13 protein-coding genes and 1 pseudogene are annotated in these 21419 nt (G+C 54.9%); 3 read left to right on the forward strand and 11 right to left on the reverse strand.

All coding sequences use genetic code 11. The features are described from left to right. Nucleotides 1-5: 5 nt before the first annotated feature. The 3 genes from NYE26_RS26840 to NYE26_RS26850 form a co-directional block, all read right to left on the reverse strand. A complete protein-coding gene (locus NYE26_RS26840; RefSeq protein WP_036730433.1) occupies nt 6-1010 on the reverse strand; it encodes an HD-GYP domain-containing protein in 1005 nt (334 codons plus the stop codon). 107 nt (nt 1011-1117) lie between these two features. After that, complete coding sequence (locus tag NYE26_RS26845) at nt 1118-2698, reverse strand: response regulator (RefSeq protein WP_339251449.1); 1581 nt, start codon at nt 2696-2698, stop codon at nt 1118-1120. A gap of 49 nt (nt 2699-2747) precedes the next feature. Next, on the reverse strand, nt 2748-4574 hold the full coding sequence (locus NYE26_RS26850; protein WP_339251451.1) for a sensor histidine kinase: 1827 nt from the start codon (nt 4572-4574) through the stop codon (nt 2748-2750). Between the two features lie 155 nt (nt 4575-4729). Here NYE26_RS26850 and NYE26_RS26855 point away from each other — a divergent pair, with 155 nt between their 5' ends. The 3 genes from NYE26_RS26855 to NYE26_RS26865 all read left to right on the forward strand — a co-directional run bounded on the left by NYE26_RS26855 (nt 4730) and on the right by NYE26_RS26865 (nt 7897). Further along, nucleotides 4730-5620, forward strand: coding sequence for a sugar ABC transporter permease (locus NYE26_RS26855; RefSeq protein ID WP_209876702.1), 891 nt, complete (start codon nt 4730-4732; stop codon nt 5618-5620). Then, nucleotides 5620-6456 carry a carbohydrate ABC transporter permease gene (locus NYE26_RS26860; RefSeq protein WP_036730441.1) on the forward strand — a complete coding sequence of 279 codons (837 nt, stop codon included), beginning with the start codon at nt 5620-5622 and terminating at the stop codon, nt 6454-6456. The genes NYE26_RS26855 and NYE26_RS26860 overlap by 1 nt, the downstream gene beginning before the upstream one ends. Before the next feature lie 124 nt (nt 6457-6580). Next, nucleotides 6581-7897, forward strand: coding sequence for an ABC transporter substrate-binding protein (locus tag NYE26_RS26865; protein ID WP_339251456.1), 1317 nt, complete (start codon nt 6581-6583; stop codon nt 7895-7897). A gap of 502 nt (nt 7898-8399) precedes the next feature. Here the strand turns inward: NYE26_RS26865 and ltrA are convergent. From ltrA to NYE26_RS26905, 8 genes and pseudogenes are all read right to left on the reverse strand, one after another. Next, nucleotides 8400-9697: pseudogene (gene ltrA / locus NYE26_RS26870) on the reverse strand (group II intron reverse transcriptase/maturase). An 801-nt stretch (nt 9698-10498) separates the two neighbouring features. Beyond that, nucleotides 10499-12814, reverse strand: coding sequence for an FAD-dependent oxidoreductase (locus NYE26_RS26875; protein WP_339251458.1), 2316 nt, complete (start codon nt 12812-12814; stop codon nt 10499-10501). 108 nt (nt 12815-12922) lie between these two features. Further along, the gene (locus NYE26_RS26880) at nt 12923-13762 is read right to left on the reverse strand and encodes a carbohydrate ABC transporter permease (RefSeq protein WP_339251460.1); all 840 of its coding nucleotides are present in this window, start codon (nt 13760-13762) and stop codon (nt 12923-12925) included. 18 nt (nt 13763-13780) lie between these two features. Further along, a complete protein-coding gene (locus NYE26_RS26885) occupies nt 13781-14668 on the reverse strand; it encodes a sugar ABC transporter permease (RefSeq protein WP_339251462.1) in 888 nt (295 codons plus the stop codon). 188 nt (nt 14669-14856) lie between these two features. Further along, nucleotides 14857-16212, reverse strand: a complete 1356-nt coding sequence (locus NYE26_RS26890; RefSeq protein WP_339251464.1) for an extracellular solute-binding protein — start codon at nt 16210-16212, stop codon at nt 14857-14859. A 75-nt stretch (nt 16213-16287) separates the two neighbouring features. Then, nucleotides 16288-17925, reverse strand: coding sequence for a response regulator (locus NYE26_RS26895; protein WP_339251466.1), 1638 nt, complete (start codon nt 17923-17925; stop codon nt 16288-16290). Next, the gene (locus NYE26_RS26900; RefSeq protein WP_339251468.1) at nt 17922-19763 is read right to left on the reverse strand and encodes a sensor histidine kinase; all 1842 of its coding nucleotides are present in this window, start codon (nt 19761-19763) and stop codon (nt 17922-17924) included. Before NYE26_RS26900 ends, NYE26_RS26895 begins: the two co-directional genes overlap by 4 nt. A gap of 182 nt (nt 19764-19945) precedes the next feature. After that, on the reverse strand, nt 19946-21241 hold the full coding sequence (locus NYE26_RS26905; RefSeq protein ID WP_339257628.1) for an Nramp family divalent metal transporter: 1296 nt from the start codon (nt 21239-21241) through the stop codon (nt 19946-19948). Between the last annotated feature and the right edge of the window lie 178 nt (nt 21242-21419).

Genomic DNA, 21419 nt, shown 5'->3' on the forward strand with positions numbered 1-21419 from the left:
TGGAATCAGAGACTGATCTCCCGGATGTTAAGCTCCGTTCTTTTGCTGAGGTCAATATATTCATCCCCGATGCGGATCAGCGGAGTCTCGATGTCATGCGGGTTCAAGTAGACAATCTCGCCGACCCGGCCATCGGTTAGGACCACTTCACGCCCAACAGACCGCTTGACGATATTTTCCAGAAAAACGGTTACAATATGCGGGTCCAGCGCGCCGAAGCTGCCTCTTCTCATCTGATCCACAATCATATGGAACGGCGTCGGTTCATGATATGGGCGCTTGCTGGACATCGCATGAAAAATATCCGCCACGGCCACAATTTTGCTGTACGGATCGATCTGTTCGTCCTTCAGCCCCAGCGGATACCCCTTCCCGTCATTTCGCTCATGATGCTGAAGCGCCACCAGGGCAATGCGTGAATTGGCTCCGGTGGTTTCTTTGAGGATCTCGTAGCCGTAGACCGTGTGCTTCTTCACCTGGGTGTATTCCTCGTCCGTCAGCTTGCCGGGCTTATTCAGCAGCTCTGAGGGTATCTTCAGCTTGCCGATGTCATGCAGGGTTGCAGCCATGGAGAGCACGGACAGCTCCGCTTCACTCATCTCCAGCCATCTGCCGATCAGGGTAGAGAGCACTGCAACGCCGATGTTATGCTCATATGTATAATCATCCTTGCCCTGCACCGAATGGAACAAGGCGAAGATATCCGGGTTGCGCGAGATCTCCTGGATGACCGGAAGCACCTCCTTGCGGATATCCGCCAGCGGGATTTTGCGGGAGATTCGGTAAGATTCGAATAATTCCTTGGACAGGTCCACTGTACTGTTGACCATCTTCTGATAGGGGGGCGCCTGGTCAGCCTCATCTGCAAAAAGAATGTCGAACCTGTCGATTTTTTGTTTGCGGATAAGCTCCAGATGCTCGGCATTTAGCCTGCTTCCCGCCGGAATTACAGTCACTCCGTAGGCATTAATCAGGTCATTCTTAATCGTTCTTCCCAGATCATTGTCCATACTATCCAGCCCTCCCCAATAACCGCAGCTATGTATTTATTGCCCATATAGCTATTATCGGTTGCAGGCCGGGAAATGCTGACAGGCAGTCCGTGAACCTTACATACTCAGGCTTCTTCCTCCTGCTTGCGGTATTCTCTTGGCGTGATGCCGGCGTTTTTTTTGAAGACACGGCTGAAATACTTCTCATCCTCATAGCCTACCAGCTCCGCGATCTGCGACAGCCGCAGATTCGTATTCTGGAGCAGTGTCTTCGCCTTCTCCACCCGGAGGCCGGTCAGATAATCCGACAGATTCTCCCCAGTGATCTGCTTGAACTTGCGAGATACATTCTCCCTGCTGATGAAAAAGCGTTCCGCAATATGCTGCAGCGTCATCTCCTGCGCATAGTTCCGGTCCAGGTACTCCCTGATCTCCTGGACGAGCCGGCTATCCGGCGTCTGCGGGCTGCCCTTGGACAAGTGGTGAAGCAGCGTTTTCAGCCGGCACTGCCAGTTCTCCACCGAGAACAGCCCTTCAGCGTCATAACAGCACTCCAGGCTAATCTCTGCCTCCGGCCGCCAGCGCTTCAGAACGTCCAGCATCTCCGTCTGCTGATGCAGCAGACTGCTCTCCGTGAGCAGCGGCAGCCCGGCCAGATGTCCGGCCCACTCCTCCGCCACCCGCTCCATCCGTTCCAGATCGCCGGACAAGACGGCGACTCTAAGCTTGTCCAGCCGTTCCTCCAGGCCGTAGTCGTTTACAGGTCTACTCCCTTCCCCACGCTTCCTGAAGAGATGAATACGCCCGTCCCGCTGCAATAGATTCCGCTCCGCAAGCGCCTGGCCTGCCTGTTCCAAAGCTGGCCGCAGCCCCTCCGGCAACGGGTTCAGCGGACTAAGCCCGATATCCAGCTGAACACCGAACGCCTGGGCGATAGCTTCATTCATGCGGTTAAGTATCTCCTCCGCCTGCGCTACAGCGCTCCACAGCAGCACTACAAGCTCGCCTCCGCCCTGCCAGTTGCGGAAGGCGTAGCCGCTCTGGCCCTCTGCCATCACTTCATTGCAGACATTGGCCAGCACGAAGGCCGTCAAGGCTACATCTCCATGGAATCTCCGCAGCAGATGACAATCTGCGCCTTGCAGCGGGATTACAGCGATTCTGCACTCCTGCGCCCCAATCGGCATTCCCAGCTCTTCACAGAGGGCCAGCTTCAGCTCATGGAACGAGGCCTGTCCGCTCACCAGATCGGACAGCATCTTGTCCCAGTAGAGCGGACGCAGCGCGTTCAGCTGCATGTTCTGGCGCTGGCGCCGCTTCCGTTCCGCCTCCTCCTCCATCCACAGCTTGAAGGCATGCTCCGCAGAGGCAATCAGCTGCTTGCTGTTCAGCGGCTTCAGCAGATAATCCGTACCGCCATATACGATAGCAGGCTTCACATAATTAAAATCCTGATACCCGCTGATGACAATCGTCTTCGTATGCGGATAATGACGGTGCAGCCATTCCAGCAGCTCCGCCCCGTCCATCAGCGGCATCCGCATATCCGTGAAGACGACAGCCGGCTGATGCTCCTGCATAATCCGTGTCGCCTCCTGTCCGTTGGTTGCCTCATAGATCCCAGAGATGTTATAGCTGTCCCACGGAACAAAATACCGGATGGCCTCCCGCACATGCTTCTCATCATCTACAATCAGCACCTTCATCTCAGCCGCTCCTTCAAGAAATAGTCTCTATTCGCAAAAGCCGCCGGAATTAACCGTCGATCTCCTCCAGCGGAATAATCAGCGTAACGGTAAGCCCCTGGCCGTCTTCATTATTCTTAAGCTGCATCTCCGCTGCGCTGCCGAACTGCAGCCGCAGGCGGGCCAGCACATTGTACAGGCCGATCTCCTCCTGGTCCGGCTGGCTGCTGCCTCTGAGGCAGGCCGTAATCTCCTCCAGCCGCTCCGGGCTCATGCCCCGGCCGTTATCCTTCACGGCAAGCACCAGCCTGGCCGCCCCGTCCAGCCTGCACTCTATCTGGATCAGCCCCCCGCTTATCCCGTCAGCGAAGGCATGCTTGAAGATATTCTCTACAATCGGCTGCAGGATCATCTTCGGCAGGATCAGCTCCAGAGTCTCCGGCCCCGCCTCGACCGCAAGCTGCAGATTCTCTTCGCCGAACCGCTCCGTCTGCAGAATCATATAGTTCTGCACATGCTCAATCTCATCCCGCAGCGGCACCTGGGTCCGCTCGGTATTCATCGAATAACGCATCATACTGCCCAGGGAATAGATGAGATCATACACCTTCGGCGCATTATAGCGCAAGGACAGGCTGGCGATGGATTGCAGCGCATTGTAGAGAAAATGCGGGTTCACCTGGGCCTGGAGCGCCTTCAGCTGATTCGTCTTGTTCGCCAGCTCCAGCCGGTATTCCTTAACGATCAGCTCATTGATCGTGCGGGTCATGCCGGTGATCTTGCGGGTGAGGAGCCCGAACTCGTCCTCCCGCTCGGCATCCATATGCGCATCCAGCTGGCCGGTCTGCACCTTCTGCGTGAAGTGAATCAGCTTCTTGATCGGACGGGTGAAGCCGATCGAGATCAGCACGGCACTGATGCCTCCTATCAGCAGGAACAGCAGTCCGATGCCCATATTGAACCGGGTAATCACCCTTGCATCTGTGTAGAGATCCTCATAGGGCACCAGCTTGATAATGCTTCCGCTGAACAAAGGGGCCTTGATCTGCTTGTACATTACGATTCCCTGGAAGCCGTCCTTCTTCCAGGCGAAATGCCCGCTGTCCTGCTCTGCGGGGAGACGGCTCCAGCCCGCTGCGACCGGCTTCCCGATCCAGTCCGGATCGGAAGCGAACAGCGCCTCGCCTTGCTCATTCAGCACATACAGGCGCTCTGTGTCCGAATTGTACATCGACTCCACGATCCCCTCCAGCTCCCCCAGCGTATAATCGATCGACAAATCTGCCAATACGCTGTCACTAGGAGTCCGGTAGATGGGAAAATGGGCCGTAAAGACCGGCACGCTCCCCGGCTTCAGATTGGGGAAGCCGGACTTCACTCCGTATTGATGATCCATATGCGTCACTTCGAGATACGGGCGGTAAGTCCCTCCGGCCTGCCCCTCCGCAGCATAGCTGGCATTATCCTCACGGCGGAAAAATCCCTTAAGCAACAGATTAGACTGCCTGGCGGCCCTCACATACAGATGAATCTGATACGTATTGCGGTCTGAGAGAAACAGATTGTACAGCTGGGTGGAGATGATAGCCCGGGTATCCGGCAGAATCGTGCCGGGCGGGGCCTGGGCAGCGCTTTTGGCGGTAAGCAGGGTGGTATAGAAGGAGCTGGGAACATTGATTCCGCTGTAGAGCGACATCGCCTGCTGGTTCATGCCGCTGAAATAGCTCCGGAGATTCGCCTCCCCCAGCGTCAGCAGCTTCGTATTCTGCTTCACGGACTGGTCCGTAACCGACTGCCTCGTATAGAGATAAGAGAAGGTCACAGAGATGCCTGACGGGATCACTGACGCCAACAGCACTAAGGCCATCAGCCGTGTCCGGATGCTGTTCTTGAACATGGGGGAACCTCCTACAAGTTGTGTGAGCCGTATGGCCTGCAATATAATCCACTTTTCCCGGCATGAAATGAAGTGTTAGCGGTGGCCCGGGCTTTCTATAATCAAGCTGTGAACCCGTAGATATCTTACCAAAACTTACCCAAAGGAGAGTCCATATGAGAAAAACTCTGCGTATGCAGCGCGGCTGGGGACAGCAAATCGTATTTCTCGGCCCCTGTCTGCTCTTTTTCCTGACCATTGTGGTCACCCCGTTCTTCCTCGGCTTCTACTACTCCTCCACGGACTGGAACGGGCTGGATCTGGACAAAGCGGTCTGGACCGGCGCGGCCAACTGGAAACGGATTTTCATGAATGACGATAAGTTCTGGGAGTCCCTGGTCTTCACCCTGCGCTTCACCGTGATCTCGGTTGTGGCTGCCAACGTGCTTGCACTGCTGCTGGCCTTCATTCTAATGACGACGCTGAAGACGAAGAAGCTGCTCCGCACCGTCTTTTTCATGCCCAATGTGATCGGCGGCATTCTGCTCGGTTACATCTGGCAATTCATCTTCACCAAGGGCTTCGCTACGATCGGCGAGCTGACCGGGATTTCGTTCTTCCAGCTGCCCTGGCTGGGGACGCCAAGCACCGGGTTCTGGGGGCTGGTCATTGTGTTCGTCTGGCAGACAGCCGGCTATATGATGGTCATCTATATTGCCGGGCTGGCCGGGATTCCGAAGGATCTCATTGAAGCTGCCCGCATAGACGGTGCCCGTGCTCCGCAGCTGTTCAAGAGCGTCTACATCCCGCTGATTATGCCGGCGATCACCATCTGCCTGTTCCTGACGACCTCCAATGCCTTCAAAATGTTCGACCTCAACCTGTCGCTGACCAAAGGCGGACCCGGCACCTCGACCCAGTCGCTGGCCTATAACATTTATGCGGAGGCACTGATCAACAACCGGTATGGCCTCGGTACAGCCAAAGCGCTGCTCTTCTTCGCCGCCGTCTCCCTGATTACCGTCACCCAGGTCTGGCTTACCAAACGAAAAGAGGTGTCCGCCTAATGAACAGCAGCCGCTACCGCCCGGGCAACTTCATCCTCGAAATTGCCGCCATTCTGCTGGCTATTGTCTTCCTGTCGCCGTTCTATCTGGTCCTGAGCAACTCGGTTAAGGGGCTGAAGGACATCCTGATCGATGCCGCTTCCTGGCCGCAGGTGTTCCACTGGAGTAACTATTCCAAGGTCTGGGATGCCATTAACTTCCCGCAGGCCTTCTTCAACTCTCTGACCATTACGATTCTAAGTGTAATCTTCATCGTACTGTTCAGCTCGATGGCCGCTTACCAGATTGTGCGCAAGCCGACGCGCTTCAATTCCTTCGTGTTCCTGCTGCTGGTCTCGGCGATGATCATTCCGTTCCAGTCGCTCATGCTGCAATTGGTCCGGGTGACCAGCCTGCTGGAGCTGCGCGGCGAGCTGTACGGCATTGTGGCCTGTTATCTCGGCTTCGGGATGCCGCTGTCGGTCTTCCTGTTCCACGGGTTCATCAAGACGGTGCCTCTGGAGCTGGAGGAAGCCGCGCGGGTGGACGGCTCGAATCCGTACGGCGTGTTCTTCCGGATCGTCTTCCCGCTGCTGCTGCCGATTATTGTAACCGTCATTATCCTGAATACGCTATGGATCTGGAATGACTATCTGCTGCCTGTCCTGGTGATCGGCGGGAATAAGGATCTGACGACCCTGCCCGTAGCTGTGACCAAGTTCTTCGGACAGTACACCAAGAAGTGGGATCTGGCCCTTGCGGGTCTCGTCATGGCGATCACGCCTATTCTCTTGTTCTTCCTGTCGCTCCAGCGTTATATTGTGGAAGGCGTGACTGCAGGCTCCATTAAGGGATGATCACTCGGCCAGCTTTCCTTTGCAGCAATAATATCCACTTTTTCGAGCAACATATGAAGTGTAAGTCATCTATCCATTCCTTTACGCTCTAAGAGCAAGAACCACAGACCAGGGAGGTTATTCTATGAAAAGAAAGTTCGCGTTCATCATGGCAACCGTTTGCACCCTCATTATCGCAGGTTGCGGGAACAGCGGCAATACGAATTCCGCGGGCAATGGAAGCGCTACGAATGCTCCTAACGCGTCAACCGAATCCGCAGCACCGGAAGCCGGCAAAACGCCTGCCAAGGATGTCACGATCAAGATGTTCCAGTTCAAGGTGGAGATTGCCGAGCAGCTGAATGCACTCGCCGAAGAATATGAGAAGGAGACGGGGGTGAAGGTGGAGGTCGAAACGCACGGCGGCGGTGAGGATTACGGCGCACTGCTGAAGGCGGAGATCGCTTCCGGCTCTGAGCCTGAGATTTTCAATAACGGCGGGTATACTGCTCTTGTTCCTTATATGGACCGTGCCACTGACCTGAGCAATGAGCCTTGGACCGCCCAGTTGATTCCGACCGCCAAGACACCGGCAACCGTAGACGGCAAGCTCTATGGTATGCCTATGAATGTAGAAGGCTACGGGCTGATCTACAACAAGGATCTGTTCGCCAAAGCCGGCATAACGGAAGAGCCCAAGACACTCCCGCAGCTCAAGGATGCCGTAGCCAAGCTGAAGACCGCCGGCATCACGCCGTTTGAAGCCACCAATGAGTGGTGGTCGATGGGGATTCACCTCGTTAACGTGGGCATGGCGCACCAGCCTGATCCGAAGCAGTTCATTGACGATGTGAAGGCGGGCAAACAGACCATTAAGGGCAATGCCGTCTTCAAGCAGTGGCTGGATCTCGTAGATGTGATCTTCGATAATGCCCAAGACAACAAGATGACTACCGATTACGCGACCCAGGTGGCTGAATTCGCCTCCGGCAAGGCCGCCATGATGCTGCAGGGGAACTGGACGCAAGGCGATATCGACAAAATCGATCCGGCTCTGAACCTGGGCCTCCTCCCGCTCCCGATCAATAACGAAGAAGGCACCATCCTGGTAGGCGTGCCTAACAACTATATCGTGAACAGCAAATCCGCACATCCGGAGGAAGCCAAGGCCTTCCTGAACTGGATGGTCAGCTCGGAAACCGGCCAGAAGTATCTGACCAAGGAGTTCAAGTTCATCCCGGCGGAAGCAAATATCACCGCAGACGCTGCTGATATCGGCCAGGTCGCCGTTGCCGTGCAGGAGAAATCCGGCAACGCGCTGGGCTGGAACTGGGATATGTTCCCTGACGGCGTGACCCAGGGCTTCGGCGCTGCCATGCAGGAATACCTCGGCGGCCAGCTGAACCATGATCAGCTGCTTGAGAAGCTGGATAAAGCGGTGCAGGATATTGTGAAGCAATAGGGGGCTAATCCTTTAACAGAAAAGAGGTGTCTTCAGAAGCCGGCAAACGGCAATTGAGACACCTCTTTTGTTATGCGCATGATTTACGTACGATGCTCGGTGAGCACGCTCCGCTGTTTAAGAGGGGAAGTTACAAACACAGATTCAAGTGCACTTCTGCTCTTCATTTACGTTCGCCGCTATCTCTTGCCAATTCTGAGCGTTTTCTCTCACCGACCGATTGTATGGATAGCATTGTTGCACATCTTGCAGGATTCCTCTATTAATGGCACTGGCTGCGGTACAATGTTGCATTATTTGCACAAATTTCGGTGTTTATAGCAAGTTAGCGCTGAATTTGTTGCATTTGTTGCAGGATTTCAGCATCAGCCGCTTCTATGGGGCAGTATTGTTGGTCGAGTAGGCGGGGCCTTTCCTTCGTGGATTGTGCCCCTACCCCTCACAGATCCGTACGTGCGCAATTTACGCATACGGCTCTTCACCCCATCGTTCACCATTGGCCTTAATCGTAGATATTGACGTAGATCCGCGGCTTAGGTAGCCTGAATTCGTTTAGCACTTCGTAGAACCTCTCCCAGGTGAAACTCCTGCGCTGACTTCTGCGGTTTAGCCATGTATAGATCAAGTCGAGCGTTTGCATGTAATAGGTTTTTATTTTCTCCGAGTTATCCGTGATTCCATAGTATCGGTAGTGTCCCGACAGTTTGGACCGGATGACGCCTAGAAACTCCTCCTGCTTCATGTGGCGATTCCACCTGACCCAGCTCTTCATGGCTCTGACCTTCTGTCTGAATTTCTTCCCACTCGTTTTACGCTTTACCCGGAAGGTTCCTTTTCGGCTCTTGGCGCAGTAGTGCGTGAAGCCTAGGAAATCGAATGTTTTCGGTTTCCCTTCGCCCTTCCTCCGTGATTCTGCTTCCGCAAAACGACCGAACGCGATGATTTTCGTCTTCTCTTCCGCAATGCTTAACCCGAATTTCTCCAGCCGGAGCACAAGTGCGGTATAGAAGCGTTCTGCATCTTCTTTGTACTGGAAGCAGCATACAAAATCATCGGCGAAGCGCACCATTTCGGCTTGCCCCCCGCACTGCTTCCTCACCGTCACGGTAAACCATAGGTCAAGGACATAGTGCAGGTAGACATTGGCTAGCAGGGGCGACACCACCGAACCTTGGGGAGTTCCTTCCTCCGTCGGTTCAAAGTGTCCCTCCTCCTGAATACTGCTTTCAGCATCCGTCTCACCAGCCGGTGGATGTTTGGATCTCCGACTCGCAGTTCGAGGAATTTCATCAGCCATTCGTGATTTACATGGTTGAAGAAGCCGGAGATGTCCGCATCGACGACATAGCTGGTTTTCCCCTGCTCGATGACCCGGTTTAGATGTTTCAGCGCACTGTGCATGTTTCGGTTCGGGCGAAATCCATACGAGAAATCCATGAAGTCTTGTTCATAAATGGCTTCCAGTACTCTTTTCAGCGCATGTTGCACCAGTTTGTCTTCATACGCAGGAATTCCTAGGGGCCGCATGTTTTTCCCGTCCTTTGGGATGTACACTCTTCTTGCGGGCTGGGGTCTGTAGCTTCTTCGCTTTAAACGGTCCACCAGGTGTGTTACATTCGCTTCCACGTTGGCTTCGTACGTCTCTTTGGTCGATCCATCGACTCCGGTTGCCTTTCCCGGTTTCATCTCTTTGTGACTTCTCTTTAATGCTTCTGTGTCAATAAGATGTCCGATGGAGTTGAACCGTAACTTCGGATCTGCTTTGGCCATTTCTGCTATTCTTGTTAATTTCGTTTCCATTTTTTTCCCACCTCTGTGTGTGGCCAATGTGTCCTTACCAAGATTGATGGGGTGTCGCCTGCCTTTCCTCCGCCCCCATTACAGGGGTTTCACAGGTCTTATGCGGCAATCCGACTCCCTGAACGCCGTTTGACATTCTTACGTGTTACGGCTTGTTTGCCATACTCCTGCAAAGGTTCCTAAATAGTACTTCTCTCGCAGAAGAGCGTCAGGGTCTCCCGAGTTGCTGAGTAACCATGGGTATACATGCCTGGCTCTTCGACCCCGGGGAAGCTCCTCCATCCTCGCCTTTTTTTTTTTTTTCGGCTGGAGTCATGTTGTCTTCCGGGAAAGTGAGCCCGTCGACCTTCCCGTTTGCTGCATTTCGAGGCTCCATCACTTTCAGGCCTGCATCCTAACTGTCTACGCTTAAACGGCAGGGTTACCCTTGCCGCTCCAAGACTCGCTATTGGTGGCGTGGCTTTCGCCTTTCCAAGCAGGGGTTCCACCTGCTAAGTTACTCAACCTAGGCTCGGTCGCTCCACTTCTTGCAGGATTTCTCTATAAATGTTACTGGCTGTGGAGCATGGAGCCCATACTTCATCGCAGCAGCACCGATTGTATTCGGATTTCCGCATACATTTGGCCCACTCACCCCACGCCAGCATATTATATTCGGTGTTTCGCATACTTCCAGCCTCTGACCAGTAATATCAGGGACACCTCCTGTTCCTCCCGGCGATCCTTCAGCCACGTTCAGCAACAAAGTCACTCTACGAATCCTTCACCCTTTACTGGGATTAGGTTTGTTCAGAATCCGCTCTATTCATAACAGCGCACTTCATACACCGCCGCAGAGGGGTCGCCGTTCGTAGCTTCGATCACGATCCGCAGCTTCTCCGTCCGGATGGAGTCCGGCAGCGTATGACGCACATGACGCTGATAATTATTCACAGCATGAATGACATCGTTCCATTCTCCGCCAGTCCATGCCTGGATACGGTACTCCTTCACACACTGCGGATCACGGTAGAAGGGCCCGTAGGCATGGTACTCACGAAATATATGTCCGGCGAAGGTGATCTCCACCGTACCTATCTGTTGTTCTTTTTCCCAGGATAGCTGCACCCACTGCGGCAACGGCTGCACGGGATCGGAGCGCCAGAGGTTGGTGTAGCGGTAAGGACGGGTAACCCCGCTCACAATATTCTCCGCGCCGAACGGCTGCTGCGGTGGAGCGATGCGGTAGCTCATCGTCATGCCCTTCTCGAAGCGCCGCATTCTGCCGCCGCCCATCTCGAAGGCGCTGATATGGCCGGGGATTATCGAGCCTGCCGCATGCCAGATGACCTGGGGATTCGCGGCCAGATCCAGCCGGACATACCTGCCCGGCTTCAGCCCCTCTGCAGCTCCGGCCGGGCTGGCCCATTCGATCCAGTGCCTGCCTCCCGGCGGAACGGTCAGGGTGCAGGAGGCCAGCCGCCCCTCCTCGGGCTCCAAACGGTAATCCCATATATGGTCCACCTGGAGCAATACAGCTTCCACCTCCTGCGGCTGGTCCGTAATGTTGCTCAGGCAGACCGCCAGGCTGTCGAGCTGCGGGGAGGACACGGCGATCCATTGGCCGCGTCTTCGAAGCAGCAGCTCATCCTGCCCGCTCCAGTCCTTGCGGTCATTCCATTCGCTCAGCTTCGGCAGGTAGGTCCCGGTCTCCGGCCCTGCGCCGTAGACCGCCACCTCGCTGCTGGCTGAGACCGCAGCCTGCCGGGCCAGATCACCCGCATCGCGGTTCTCTGCGTTCGGCAGGAAGCAGCCGTCGCGCAGCAGCGTCTGCTGCAGCTCCTGCATGCCCTCCGTGGTCATCGCCTTGATCCCTATGCCCTTCTTCAAGACGATGGCCGCCGCTGTCCCCGCAGCCTGACCCATCAGCGCGCCGGTTGCCATGACGCGCACAGTTCCCAGCGCGGCGTGCGTCACGCTGACATTGCGGCCCGCCATCATCAGATTATCCACATCCCGGGCCAGCATGATGCGGAAGGGGACGCCATAGGGGCCGCAGTAGCTTTTGACCGCATAGTCGGAAGTCTCGTTGTAGCCTTCGGAGCTGGCATGCTCACTGGTCGCGGCCAGCAGCCCGCCAGGGGTATGCAAATCCAGGAACCAGCCGCCGTAGGCGATCTCGTCCTCGAACACCTTGCGGTTCACCGGATCATGCTCGGTCATGAAATATTCGCCCATAATCCGCCGGCTCTCCCGCTTACCCGGCACCTGCCCGATCCAGTCCAGCGCGTAGTTCGCCGCAAGCTCCTTCGTCCGGGGATCACGGTTCTTGATCCAGTCCCAGATGCCCAACGTATGCCTGGTCAGCTCATGGCGAATATCCTCGGCTTCCGTAATCGTATGCCAGGGCACGCCGATCTCGATCCACCAGTATCCGCTGCGGATATCGTAGGGTATGCGACCCTGGTCGTAGAAATACGCCGCATCCTCATATTTGGTGGCCCAGTCCGGGGCTGTGTAGGGCACCGGCCGCCCCATATCCTTGGCCTTGAAATGTATCGAGTTCCCCATCGTGTCCCCGCTCGCCTGCTCGGGCGCATGAGGCTCGTTGAACTCGTCCCGCCCTTCGGTGCCCATTCTCCACTCACAGCCGGCGAGATCGGCAATCACGCCATCCCCGGTGCAGTCAATGAACAGATCCGCCGTGATCTCCAGATTCGTCTCCGCATTAGCAACCCGGGCCAGGATGGACTGGATGGTCTTGTCATCCTTCATCACGACCTCATGAACGGAGGTATTCAAATGAAAGGACAGATTCGGCGTGCTTAAGGCCATATCATACATCGTCATATCCCAGACGCTGTTCGTCCAGCCGTTCTCGGTAATCTCCTCATGGTTGCGCGCCCGCTCCTCGATGAACAGCTCGGAGATGATCCCTGTCTCCCTCGCGTACGTATGAAAGGCCGCTGCCCCGTGCAGCGTCACCCGGATCTCCGACGAGCTGTTGCCACCGAATACCGGCCGGTCCTGAATCAGGCAGGTCTTCGCCCCGTGCCGGGCAGCCGCAACGGCTGCACAGAATCCGGCCATTCCCCCGCCGATCACTGCGAACTCATACTGTTCCTTTTTGTGCATCATAACGTCATCCCTCTCCTGTTTGTAACTGCAAATTTGCAGCACCTTAGCTCCTCATCTCTTAACTCTCCAACGCTCCTCTTAGCTCCAGCTCCCTAGCCCTCCAGCTCCTCAGCCTTTAAGCCCCGTACTGGCAATCCCCTCAACGAACCAGCGCTGGAAGACGGTAACCACGAGCACAAGCGGTGCCAGTGCCGATACGGAAGCGGCCATAATCAGGGGATAATCCGTGCCGTTCTCATCCGTGAAGGTGGTCAGTCCAAGCGGGATGGTGAACAGATTGCGGTCCCGCAGCAGAATCAGCGGATTCTCATATTCATTCCAGTGCCAGGTGAACGTCAGAATCAGCAGGGTGACCAGCGCCGGCTTCGTCAGCGGAAGACAAATCTGCCAGAACATCCGCCAGTACCCGACCCCGTCTACCCGGGCTGCTTCCAGCAGCTCGCCGGGCAGCGTGCTGAAGAATTGCCGCATGATGAAGGTACCCAGCACTGTGAACATCCCTGGCAGAATAATCGCCAGATGCGTATTGACCATACCCAGGCTGTCGAACAATATGAACCGCGGGACAAAGAACACCTGGGCGGGAATAATCATGGTTGCCAGATACAGCAGGAAGATCGTCTCCTTGCCGCGGAACCGCAGCTTCGCGAAGGCATACCCGGCCATCGAGCTGGTAATCAGCGAGCCCAGTACCTGGAAGAAGGTGATTTTGACTGAATTCTTGTAATACACACCGAAGGAAACGGCCCCGTTCCAGACCTTCTCATAATTGGCGGTGTTCAGCGTATCCGGAATCCATTCGATCGGATAGCGGAACAGCTCCGAGGTGTTCTTGAAGGATGCCGAGAGCATCCAGATAAACGGCAGCAGCATCACAATTCCGATCAGAAGGAATCCAGCTGTAATCGATATTTTTGCGGCCACCAGATAAGTACTGCGCTTGTTCAACTACCTCACCCTTCCTCCCTAGAATTGATCCTGCCAGTTTTTCTGCGAGCGCCACTGCACCAGCGTCACAACGAAGATGAAGAGGAACAGCAGCCAGGACACCGTGGCTCCGTAGCTCATGTTCCGCAGCTCAAAGGCCTGCTCATAGATATACAGCGCAAGTACGCTGGAGGAGCGCATCGGCCCGCCACCCGTCATCACCTGCACCGAGGCGAATACCTGAAAGGATGAAATAATCAACGTAACCGCTGTCAAAAAGGTTGTCGGCTTCAGCATCGGCACGGTGATGTACAGAAAGCTTTTCAGGCCGCTGGCTCCATCAATCTCTGACGCTTCGTACAAATCCTTGGAAATCCCCTGGATACCGGCCATATACAGAATCATTGCATAGCCGATATACGTCCAGATGGTCATGATTATGATTCCCGTGAGCGACCAGTCCGGACTGGATAGCCAGCCCGGCGGATGGTCTATTCCCAGTGCTTTCAGCACCGAGTTGACCGGGCCCTGGGAAGGATTGTAGAGTACCCTCCAAACCACGGAAATGGCCACAATGCTGCTCATATACGGCAGAAAAATCATGGTACGGATCGCTGTCTTCATATATACGAACCTGTTCAACACCACGGCCAGCAGCAGGCCCAGCACCAGCGCCACAGGCACACTTGTCAGGGAGAACACTACGTTATGCAGCAAGGATCTCCAGACAATGGGATCGCCCCCAAGCTTGAGGATATTGTCAAGACCGGCGAAGCTGAAGCCGTCCATTCCTTTGAGGTAGTCCCAGTCCGTGAAAATAAGGACGAAGCTGAACACCATAGGAAAGAGGATGAAGGCGGCAAAGCCCAGCAGGTTCGGAAGAATAAACAGATAACCGGCAATATTCTCCCTCGTTTTTTCTCTCATACACTCAACTCCTTTTACCAGTATTATAGAGGCGGGGCCCCGCTCCCTGAATGTCATAAACTGTGCTTAAACCGTGATATTCTTTGGAGTTGCCTGCTGCTGAACCGGCGGTTCAAAAAAAACCGCTCCCCGATATTAAGGGAACGGCCATGTATCGTATTCATCTGTCTCAGGGACTGCACCCGGTCCTATTTCGCCGCGGCAATCGCCTCGTCAGCCCGTTGCTTAATCGTCTGTACGGTAGTGTCCAGATCCTGTGCATCCATGAAGTATTTCTCGGCTTCTTCCATGAAGGCTTTGCGCATCTCGGTCAGCCCCGCCGTCTGGGTGATCTCTGTATTCGTATACTCTGTGTTCAGCAGCTTCACGAAGGATTCCTTGTCAAAATACTGGGCCTTGTCGCCCATAATGGCTTCCGCCACCTGCGCGACATCGGCCTTCTTGCTGGAAGGAATACGTCCGCCGGGCAGCATTTCGGTATTCCCTTCGGTGAGGAACCAGCTCAGAAACTTCATCGCCGCTTCCTTGTTCGGGCTCTTGGCATTGATCGAGGTCATATCATTCAGCTTGCTGTTGTTGATATTGCCCCCCGCCGTCCACTGCGGCATTGGCGCAAAGGCAATCTGGTAATCGCGGTTCGGGTACGCGGTGTCATCCTTGATGTAGCGGACAAAGTAAGCGGAGGTATAGGTGGAAGCCGCTCTTCCGTTCAACAGCTCATCCTGCGGCTGGGCTTTGTTCGCTACCCCTTCCGCATAAGGCATCACATTCTTGCCGTCAATGAGCTTCTTCTGCAGCTCAAGCCCCTTGCGGAATGCTTCATGCCCGAAGTTGGATGTGCCGTCGGCGGCATAATAAGCATCCTTCGGCTGGGCAGAATTCAGCACATCGAAGGCAATCGGCTCCCAGGTAGGCGTGAAGAACGCCCCGTACTGTCCGTCCCGGGTCAGCTTTCCGGCCAGTGCTGCGTAGTCATCCCAGGTCCAGCCCGGCTCCGGGACGCTCTCTCCGATAGCATCCAGCGAAGCCTTGTTGAAGGCGATGAACTTCACATCCCTGGACCCCGGAAGGTTATAGATGGTTCCGTCGACCTTCGTAATGTTCTCCGAGCCGATGATTCCCTCCAGGTCGAACCCGCTGGACTCGATCAGTCCCTCCAGCGGCTCTACCATACCGGCCTTAATGCGCCGTTCCAGATGGGCGTCCGCGTAGCTGACAAATAAGTCAGGAGCATCCGTATTCGACAGGAGCGCCGTCTCCAGCTTCACATTGCCCGGATCATCATTCACGAACCGGACATATTCCACCTGAATGTCAGTGTTCTCCGCGTTCCAGCGGTCTACAACCGCCTTGGGCCCGTTCTCTTCAGGCACGCCGCCCCACCATTTTAGTGTAACCGTTTTCGAATTCCCGGAGGTCTGTGCGCTCTGCTGCGGCGTATTGCCCGGTTCGCCAGCCTGACTCCCGTTATTGCCTCCGCAGCCGCTTAACAGCACACTTGCCAGCAAGACAGAGGACAGGCTTAATGTGAATCCACGCTTCATTATGATTTCCCCTTTCGTTAGTTGAACAGTAAGCACACCTTAGTTATAACAAAGCGCTGCCCAATAACGAACGGCTTATTCTTTGGTCTTCGAGGGATTTTCCAAGCTGGATGGCTTGCGGCCGATCACAGTTTTGCGGTATTCCAGCGGAAATAATCCCTCTATCTTCTTAAAATACTTACTGAAATGATTGGAATCGGCATAGCCGACCATTTCCGAAATTTCATAGATTTTGTAGGTGGGATTGCGCAGCAGCTCCCGGGCCTTCTGCATGCGGATCTGCGTCAGATAATCCACAATCTTCACACCTGTCTCCTTCTTGAACATGACACTGAGATAATTCTCGGCAAACCCCGTCCTTCTCGCCAAGTCGGCCACCTTCAGTGAACTGGCGTACTCCTCCTCCATGATGGCGATCATCTGCTTCACCTCATCACGGTATACCGGCTGGCTGTTCTGTCCCGTCAGGGTTAAGGCTTCCGGAAGCCAGCCCAGAAACCAGCTGCCGATCTCCCCGAGCGTCTCCGCGTTGCGGATCACATCGAAGGGGTATCTTCCCTGATGCTCGGGCATGACATACAGAATATCCCCGGACTGCCCCATATGCCGGAAGACCAGATGCAGCCACTGCAGCCACTGCTCCCTGACCCAGGCGGCCCCCATCGCCTCTTCCGCCTGCAGCCGGGCAGTCCAGTGCCGTAATTCCTCCAGAATCACAGCCTCTTCCGCCGTTTCCAGCAAGGTATCCCAGTGCCCGCTTCTCAGAATACTCACCTTGGGCTGAACTTCCCCCGCCTCGGCCAGCGGGTATGAGATATGACGGTCTTCATGAAAAAACCGCCGCCCGAGCGCCAGCTCCGCCTGCCGGAAGCCTTCATTTAACTGATACGGGCTGCAGCTGTCCCCGGACACGCCGAAGCTTACATTGACCTTGGCAAAAGTGCTGCCTGTAGCCTTAAGCTCATCCAGCATCCCTTCCGCATAGGAGCCGGCCAGGATCACCAGCTTGCGGTTATGCATATCCACCAGCTGGCACTTTTCATATTTTTTCAATATTTCCGCAAAAATATTGCTGACCGTATAGATGAGCAGCTGCTCACTCTGGAACCGGTTCTCCTCCAGTACCTGCCGGTAATGGTCGACACCCGCCACAATCACCCGGCAGCCCTCCAGGACGAACGCCGGAAGGTTCCCGTCCCGCTGCAGATGGTCCACCTCCAGCCTCGACCTTTGCTTCACAAGCAAGTCAAGCAGCGTCAGCTCGGCGGATTTCGACTCCAGCACCTTGATCCGGTAATCCAGCTTATGCTTCTCCGAGCGCTCCTGCTGTTCACTGTGGAAGGACTGCTGAAGCCGCTTGCATTTATCAAGCAGCTCTTCCGGCGTATAAGCCAGCTTCAGCGTATAATCGGCAGCCCCCAGCCGCAGCGCCTTCTGCACATATTCAAAGTCATTATGGTTGGACAAAATAATAAACTTTATATCCGGCCACTTCACCCGGACATGATTCATGAGATCCAGACCGTTCATCTCCGGCATCCGGATATCGGACAGAATGATATGGCAGGCTTCGCGTTCCAGCAGCTCCAGAGCCTCCACGCCGTTCGCGGCTTCCCCTATAATCTCAAAGCCGTGCGCCTCCCACGGAATCAGCGTCTTGAGCGCCACCCGCACCAGAATTTCATCATCCACAATCAACACGCGTGTTGTCATCCTTCCAGCTCCTTCCGATAAGGAATCCGAACGGTCACCTGAAGTCCGCCCCCGTCCGGCCGGGACAGGAGGATGCCGCAGGCCTGCCCGAAGTGGATTTTGATTCTCCTGTCCACATTCAGCAGCCCGATGCCGCTCGTCTTCACATGATCCTGCTGCAATTGATTAGAGATTACCTGCATGGTCTCCTCAGAGATCCCCTTGCCGTTATCCCTAATATGAATGAGCAGGTAGGGACCGGTGCATTCCGCCTCGATGCGGATATGCAGCGGCAGCTGCGAGCCATGGATAATACTGTTCTCCACCAGCGGCTGGAGCGTGAATTTCAGCACCGTGCAATCCAGCAGCTCTTCCGCAACCTGAATAGAGACGGTGATATCGTCGTGGTACCGGATCTTCTGCAGTGACATATACAGCTCCAGATATTCCAGCTCCTGCCCCAGCGTTACGAATAGCGTATTCTGCTTCATGGAGAACTCCATCAGCTTACCCAGCGCGGTGATCATATCGCTGACATTGCGGTTGGTCCCCGAGAGCATGGCCATCAGCTTGATGGAATTGAGCGTATTGAACAGGAAGTGGGGATTAATCTGTGCCTGGAGCGCCTGGAAATGCGCCTCCTCCTTATGCCGCTGCTCCTCCGCCACATGATGGACCAGCTCCTCCAGCTGCGCGACCATTTTATTGAAATGGCTTCCGAGTACGGCGATCTCATCCTTGCCGCGCACCTCAACCTTGGTGCTGAAGTTGCCGCTGCCCACCCTGCTCATGGACCGCACCAGTGCATAGAGCGGCTTCGTCAGGCGCAGCAGGATGTAGATCACGATCATGATCCCCACGCCGAAGAACAGCAGGAACAGGGCAATGGACTTCGTCCGGGAGTTATCCAGCTGGGCGGAGAAATCCCCGATCCGCTGCAGGGAGACAATGGATATGCCCACCTGCGGGACTGAAGCCGCATTCATTAGATAGGTTTCCTTGCCCAAGGACAGCTTCCTCGTTACAGACGGACTTTTCCTTAAGTCTTCCAGCTGCTCCGGCGTCAGGGAATACTGCTGCTTGCCGTATATATCATAGAGGGCCCCAGCTGTGTCCATCACCAGCAGTTGCGTATTATCGGGCAGCCCTTTGGCGGGGATGCCATAAAATTGACTCACTGGAATGGCTACTACACTTAATCCCCAGTTACGGATGGAGGATTCGAACGCAAAGGAACGCGACAGCAGCATGAACTCCTTATCCGGCGCATTCTCGGTATACCCCAGGGCTACGGGCAGCCGGTAGACCCGCTCCCAATAGGGATAGCCCTTCTGCTCCATCCCCGCCTTGAACCAGGGTTCGCGGATAATCGTACCCGTTGCCTGGCGGTTGAAATTGTATAAGGTCGTCACCACACTACCCTCCGCATCGACAAGTCCGATGAAGGCGCTGTTATCCAGCAGGATATCCCTTAAATAGCCCATCTTCTTCTGGATTTGAAAAATAGCCCCCATCGCCTCAGCATTCCCGTAGTCCCAATTGAAGGTATTGGAGCCGAAAGACTGGGCCATATCCGCCTCCAGCAGATAAGTCGCCTGAATCATCCGTTTGGCTTTATCATTAATCGTCAAGGCTGCCTGCTCGATCAGGCTCTGATTGGCAGCATACACTTCCTGCTCCACCACGCTGACCGATGTTGTGAAGTAGCTGTACAGCACGATCAGCGTCGGCAGGGCAATCACGATGAGTACGGTAGCGATCAGCTTGCTGCGGATCGAACGCAGCCCTCTCCAGCTTCCGGTTATGGCGGCTTCCTCCCTGGCTCTGCGACCTGTAATCCCGAAATATCTTAAACACATTAATTATAGCAAAGGATAGGCCGTGCGATGAATGGGATATACTGTTTAAAAACAGGGGAATTCTGTTTTGGGTCAGGCACATCACCTGTAATCAGTAGCGCCAGCAGCAAACAGAGCAGCGACCCTCCAACCTCAGGAGGACCGCTGCTCTGTTACAATACACATGCTTCAAGTTCAATGCTTTACACAAACATCTCCACAACCAGGAACAGGTTCAGCGCGACCACCAGGGCGGAGATCATCCAGCCGAGGATGGTGGTGATCCGGTGATTCACCAGTCCCTTCATGATCTTGCGGTCGCTGGTGAAGATCACGAGCGGAATCAGGGCAAAGGCAATCCCGAAGGAGAGGACGACCTGGCTCATGACCAGTGCGCTGGTAGCATTAATGCCCATGGCGATGATAGCCAGCGGAGGGATGATTGTAATCGCCCGCCGGAGGTAGAGATTAATTTTTTTATTAATGAAGCCCTGCATGACCACATCACCGGCCATCGTGCCGACCGACGAGCTCGACAGACCTGCGATCAGAAGGCCCAGGCCGAAGGAGACTGCAGTCACGGGACCGGCCAGATTGCGGAACTGCTCGAAGGCGACATCCAGATCCTGCACCACCAGACCGTTCTTGAAGAACAGCGCGGCCGCCACAATGACCATCGCCATATTGACCGCACCGGCAATCAGCATCGCGATAAGGATATCGATGAATTCCAGCCGGAAGATCTGCTTCTTTTCCCGTTCATCAATCCCGACGATCCGGCTCTGGGTTAGCGAAGAATGCAGATAGATTGCATGGGGCATTACGGTAGCTCCGAGAATTCCCGCTGCCAGCAGGACGCTGTCCACGCCCTCGAACCTTGGAGTGAACATGCCGGCAACCACACTTCCCGCATCCGGCTTCGCCATAATGACCTGGAACGCAAAGGCCAGCACCACGATCATCACCATCCCGGCGATTCCGGCCTCCAGGGTACGGTACCCGCGCCGTTGTAATTCCAGAATCGCGAAGGAACCCACTGCGGTAATCAGGGCCGCCGGCAGCATCGGGATGCCGAACAGCAGATACAGTCCGAGCGCTGCCCCGATAAACTCCGCCAGATCGGTAGCGATAATGACCAGCTCACTCTGTATCCACAGGAAGATGGATACGCCCTTCGGGAATTTCTCCCGTGCGACCTCCGGAAGATTCTTGCCGGTCGCAATACCCAGCTTGGCGGATAAGGATTGTATCAGTACAGCCATCAGATTCGAGGCAAAGATGACCCATAATAACAGGTAACCGTATTTCGAGCCTGCCGTAATATTGGTGGCAAAATTGCCGGGGTCCAGATAAGCTACGGAAGCTATAAAAGCCGGGCCCAGAAAAGGAAGAAGTCTCTTCAGTCCTTTGACATCTCCATTAAGCACGGATTGTGCCGAATGTGTATTGATATGACCTTTTAGTATAGGGGATGATTCTACTGCGGTATTTTGCTCCATCATGTTCTGTCCTCCTCTTGCCCGGAAAAAGTTGTCTATACACACGAAAGTTTCCCTGGTGCAACATTTGATCTGGTTTTATTATAATCCTCAAGTTGAGAATTGTAAATGTATTTTCATTGGGTTTTCATGTAATGCCTCGACCCATATTATGTAAGGCCACTCTGTTAAGTGAGGC

The sequence above is a fragment of the Paenibacillus sp. FSL P2-0136 genome, assembly GCF_037975325.1.
GTDB classification, from domain to species: Bacteria; Bacillota; Bacilli; order Paenibacillales; family Paenibacillaceae; genus Paenibacillus_AQ; species Paenibacillus_AQ silagei.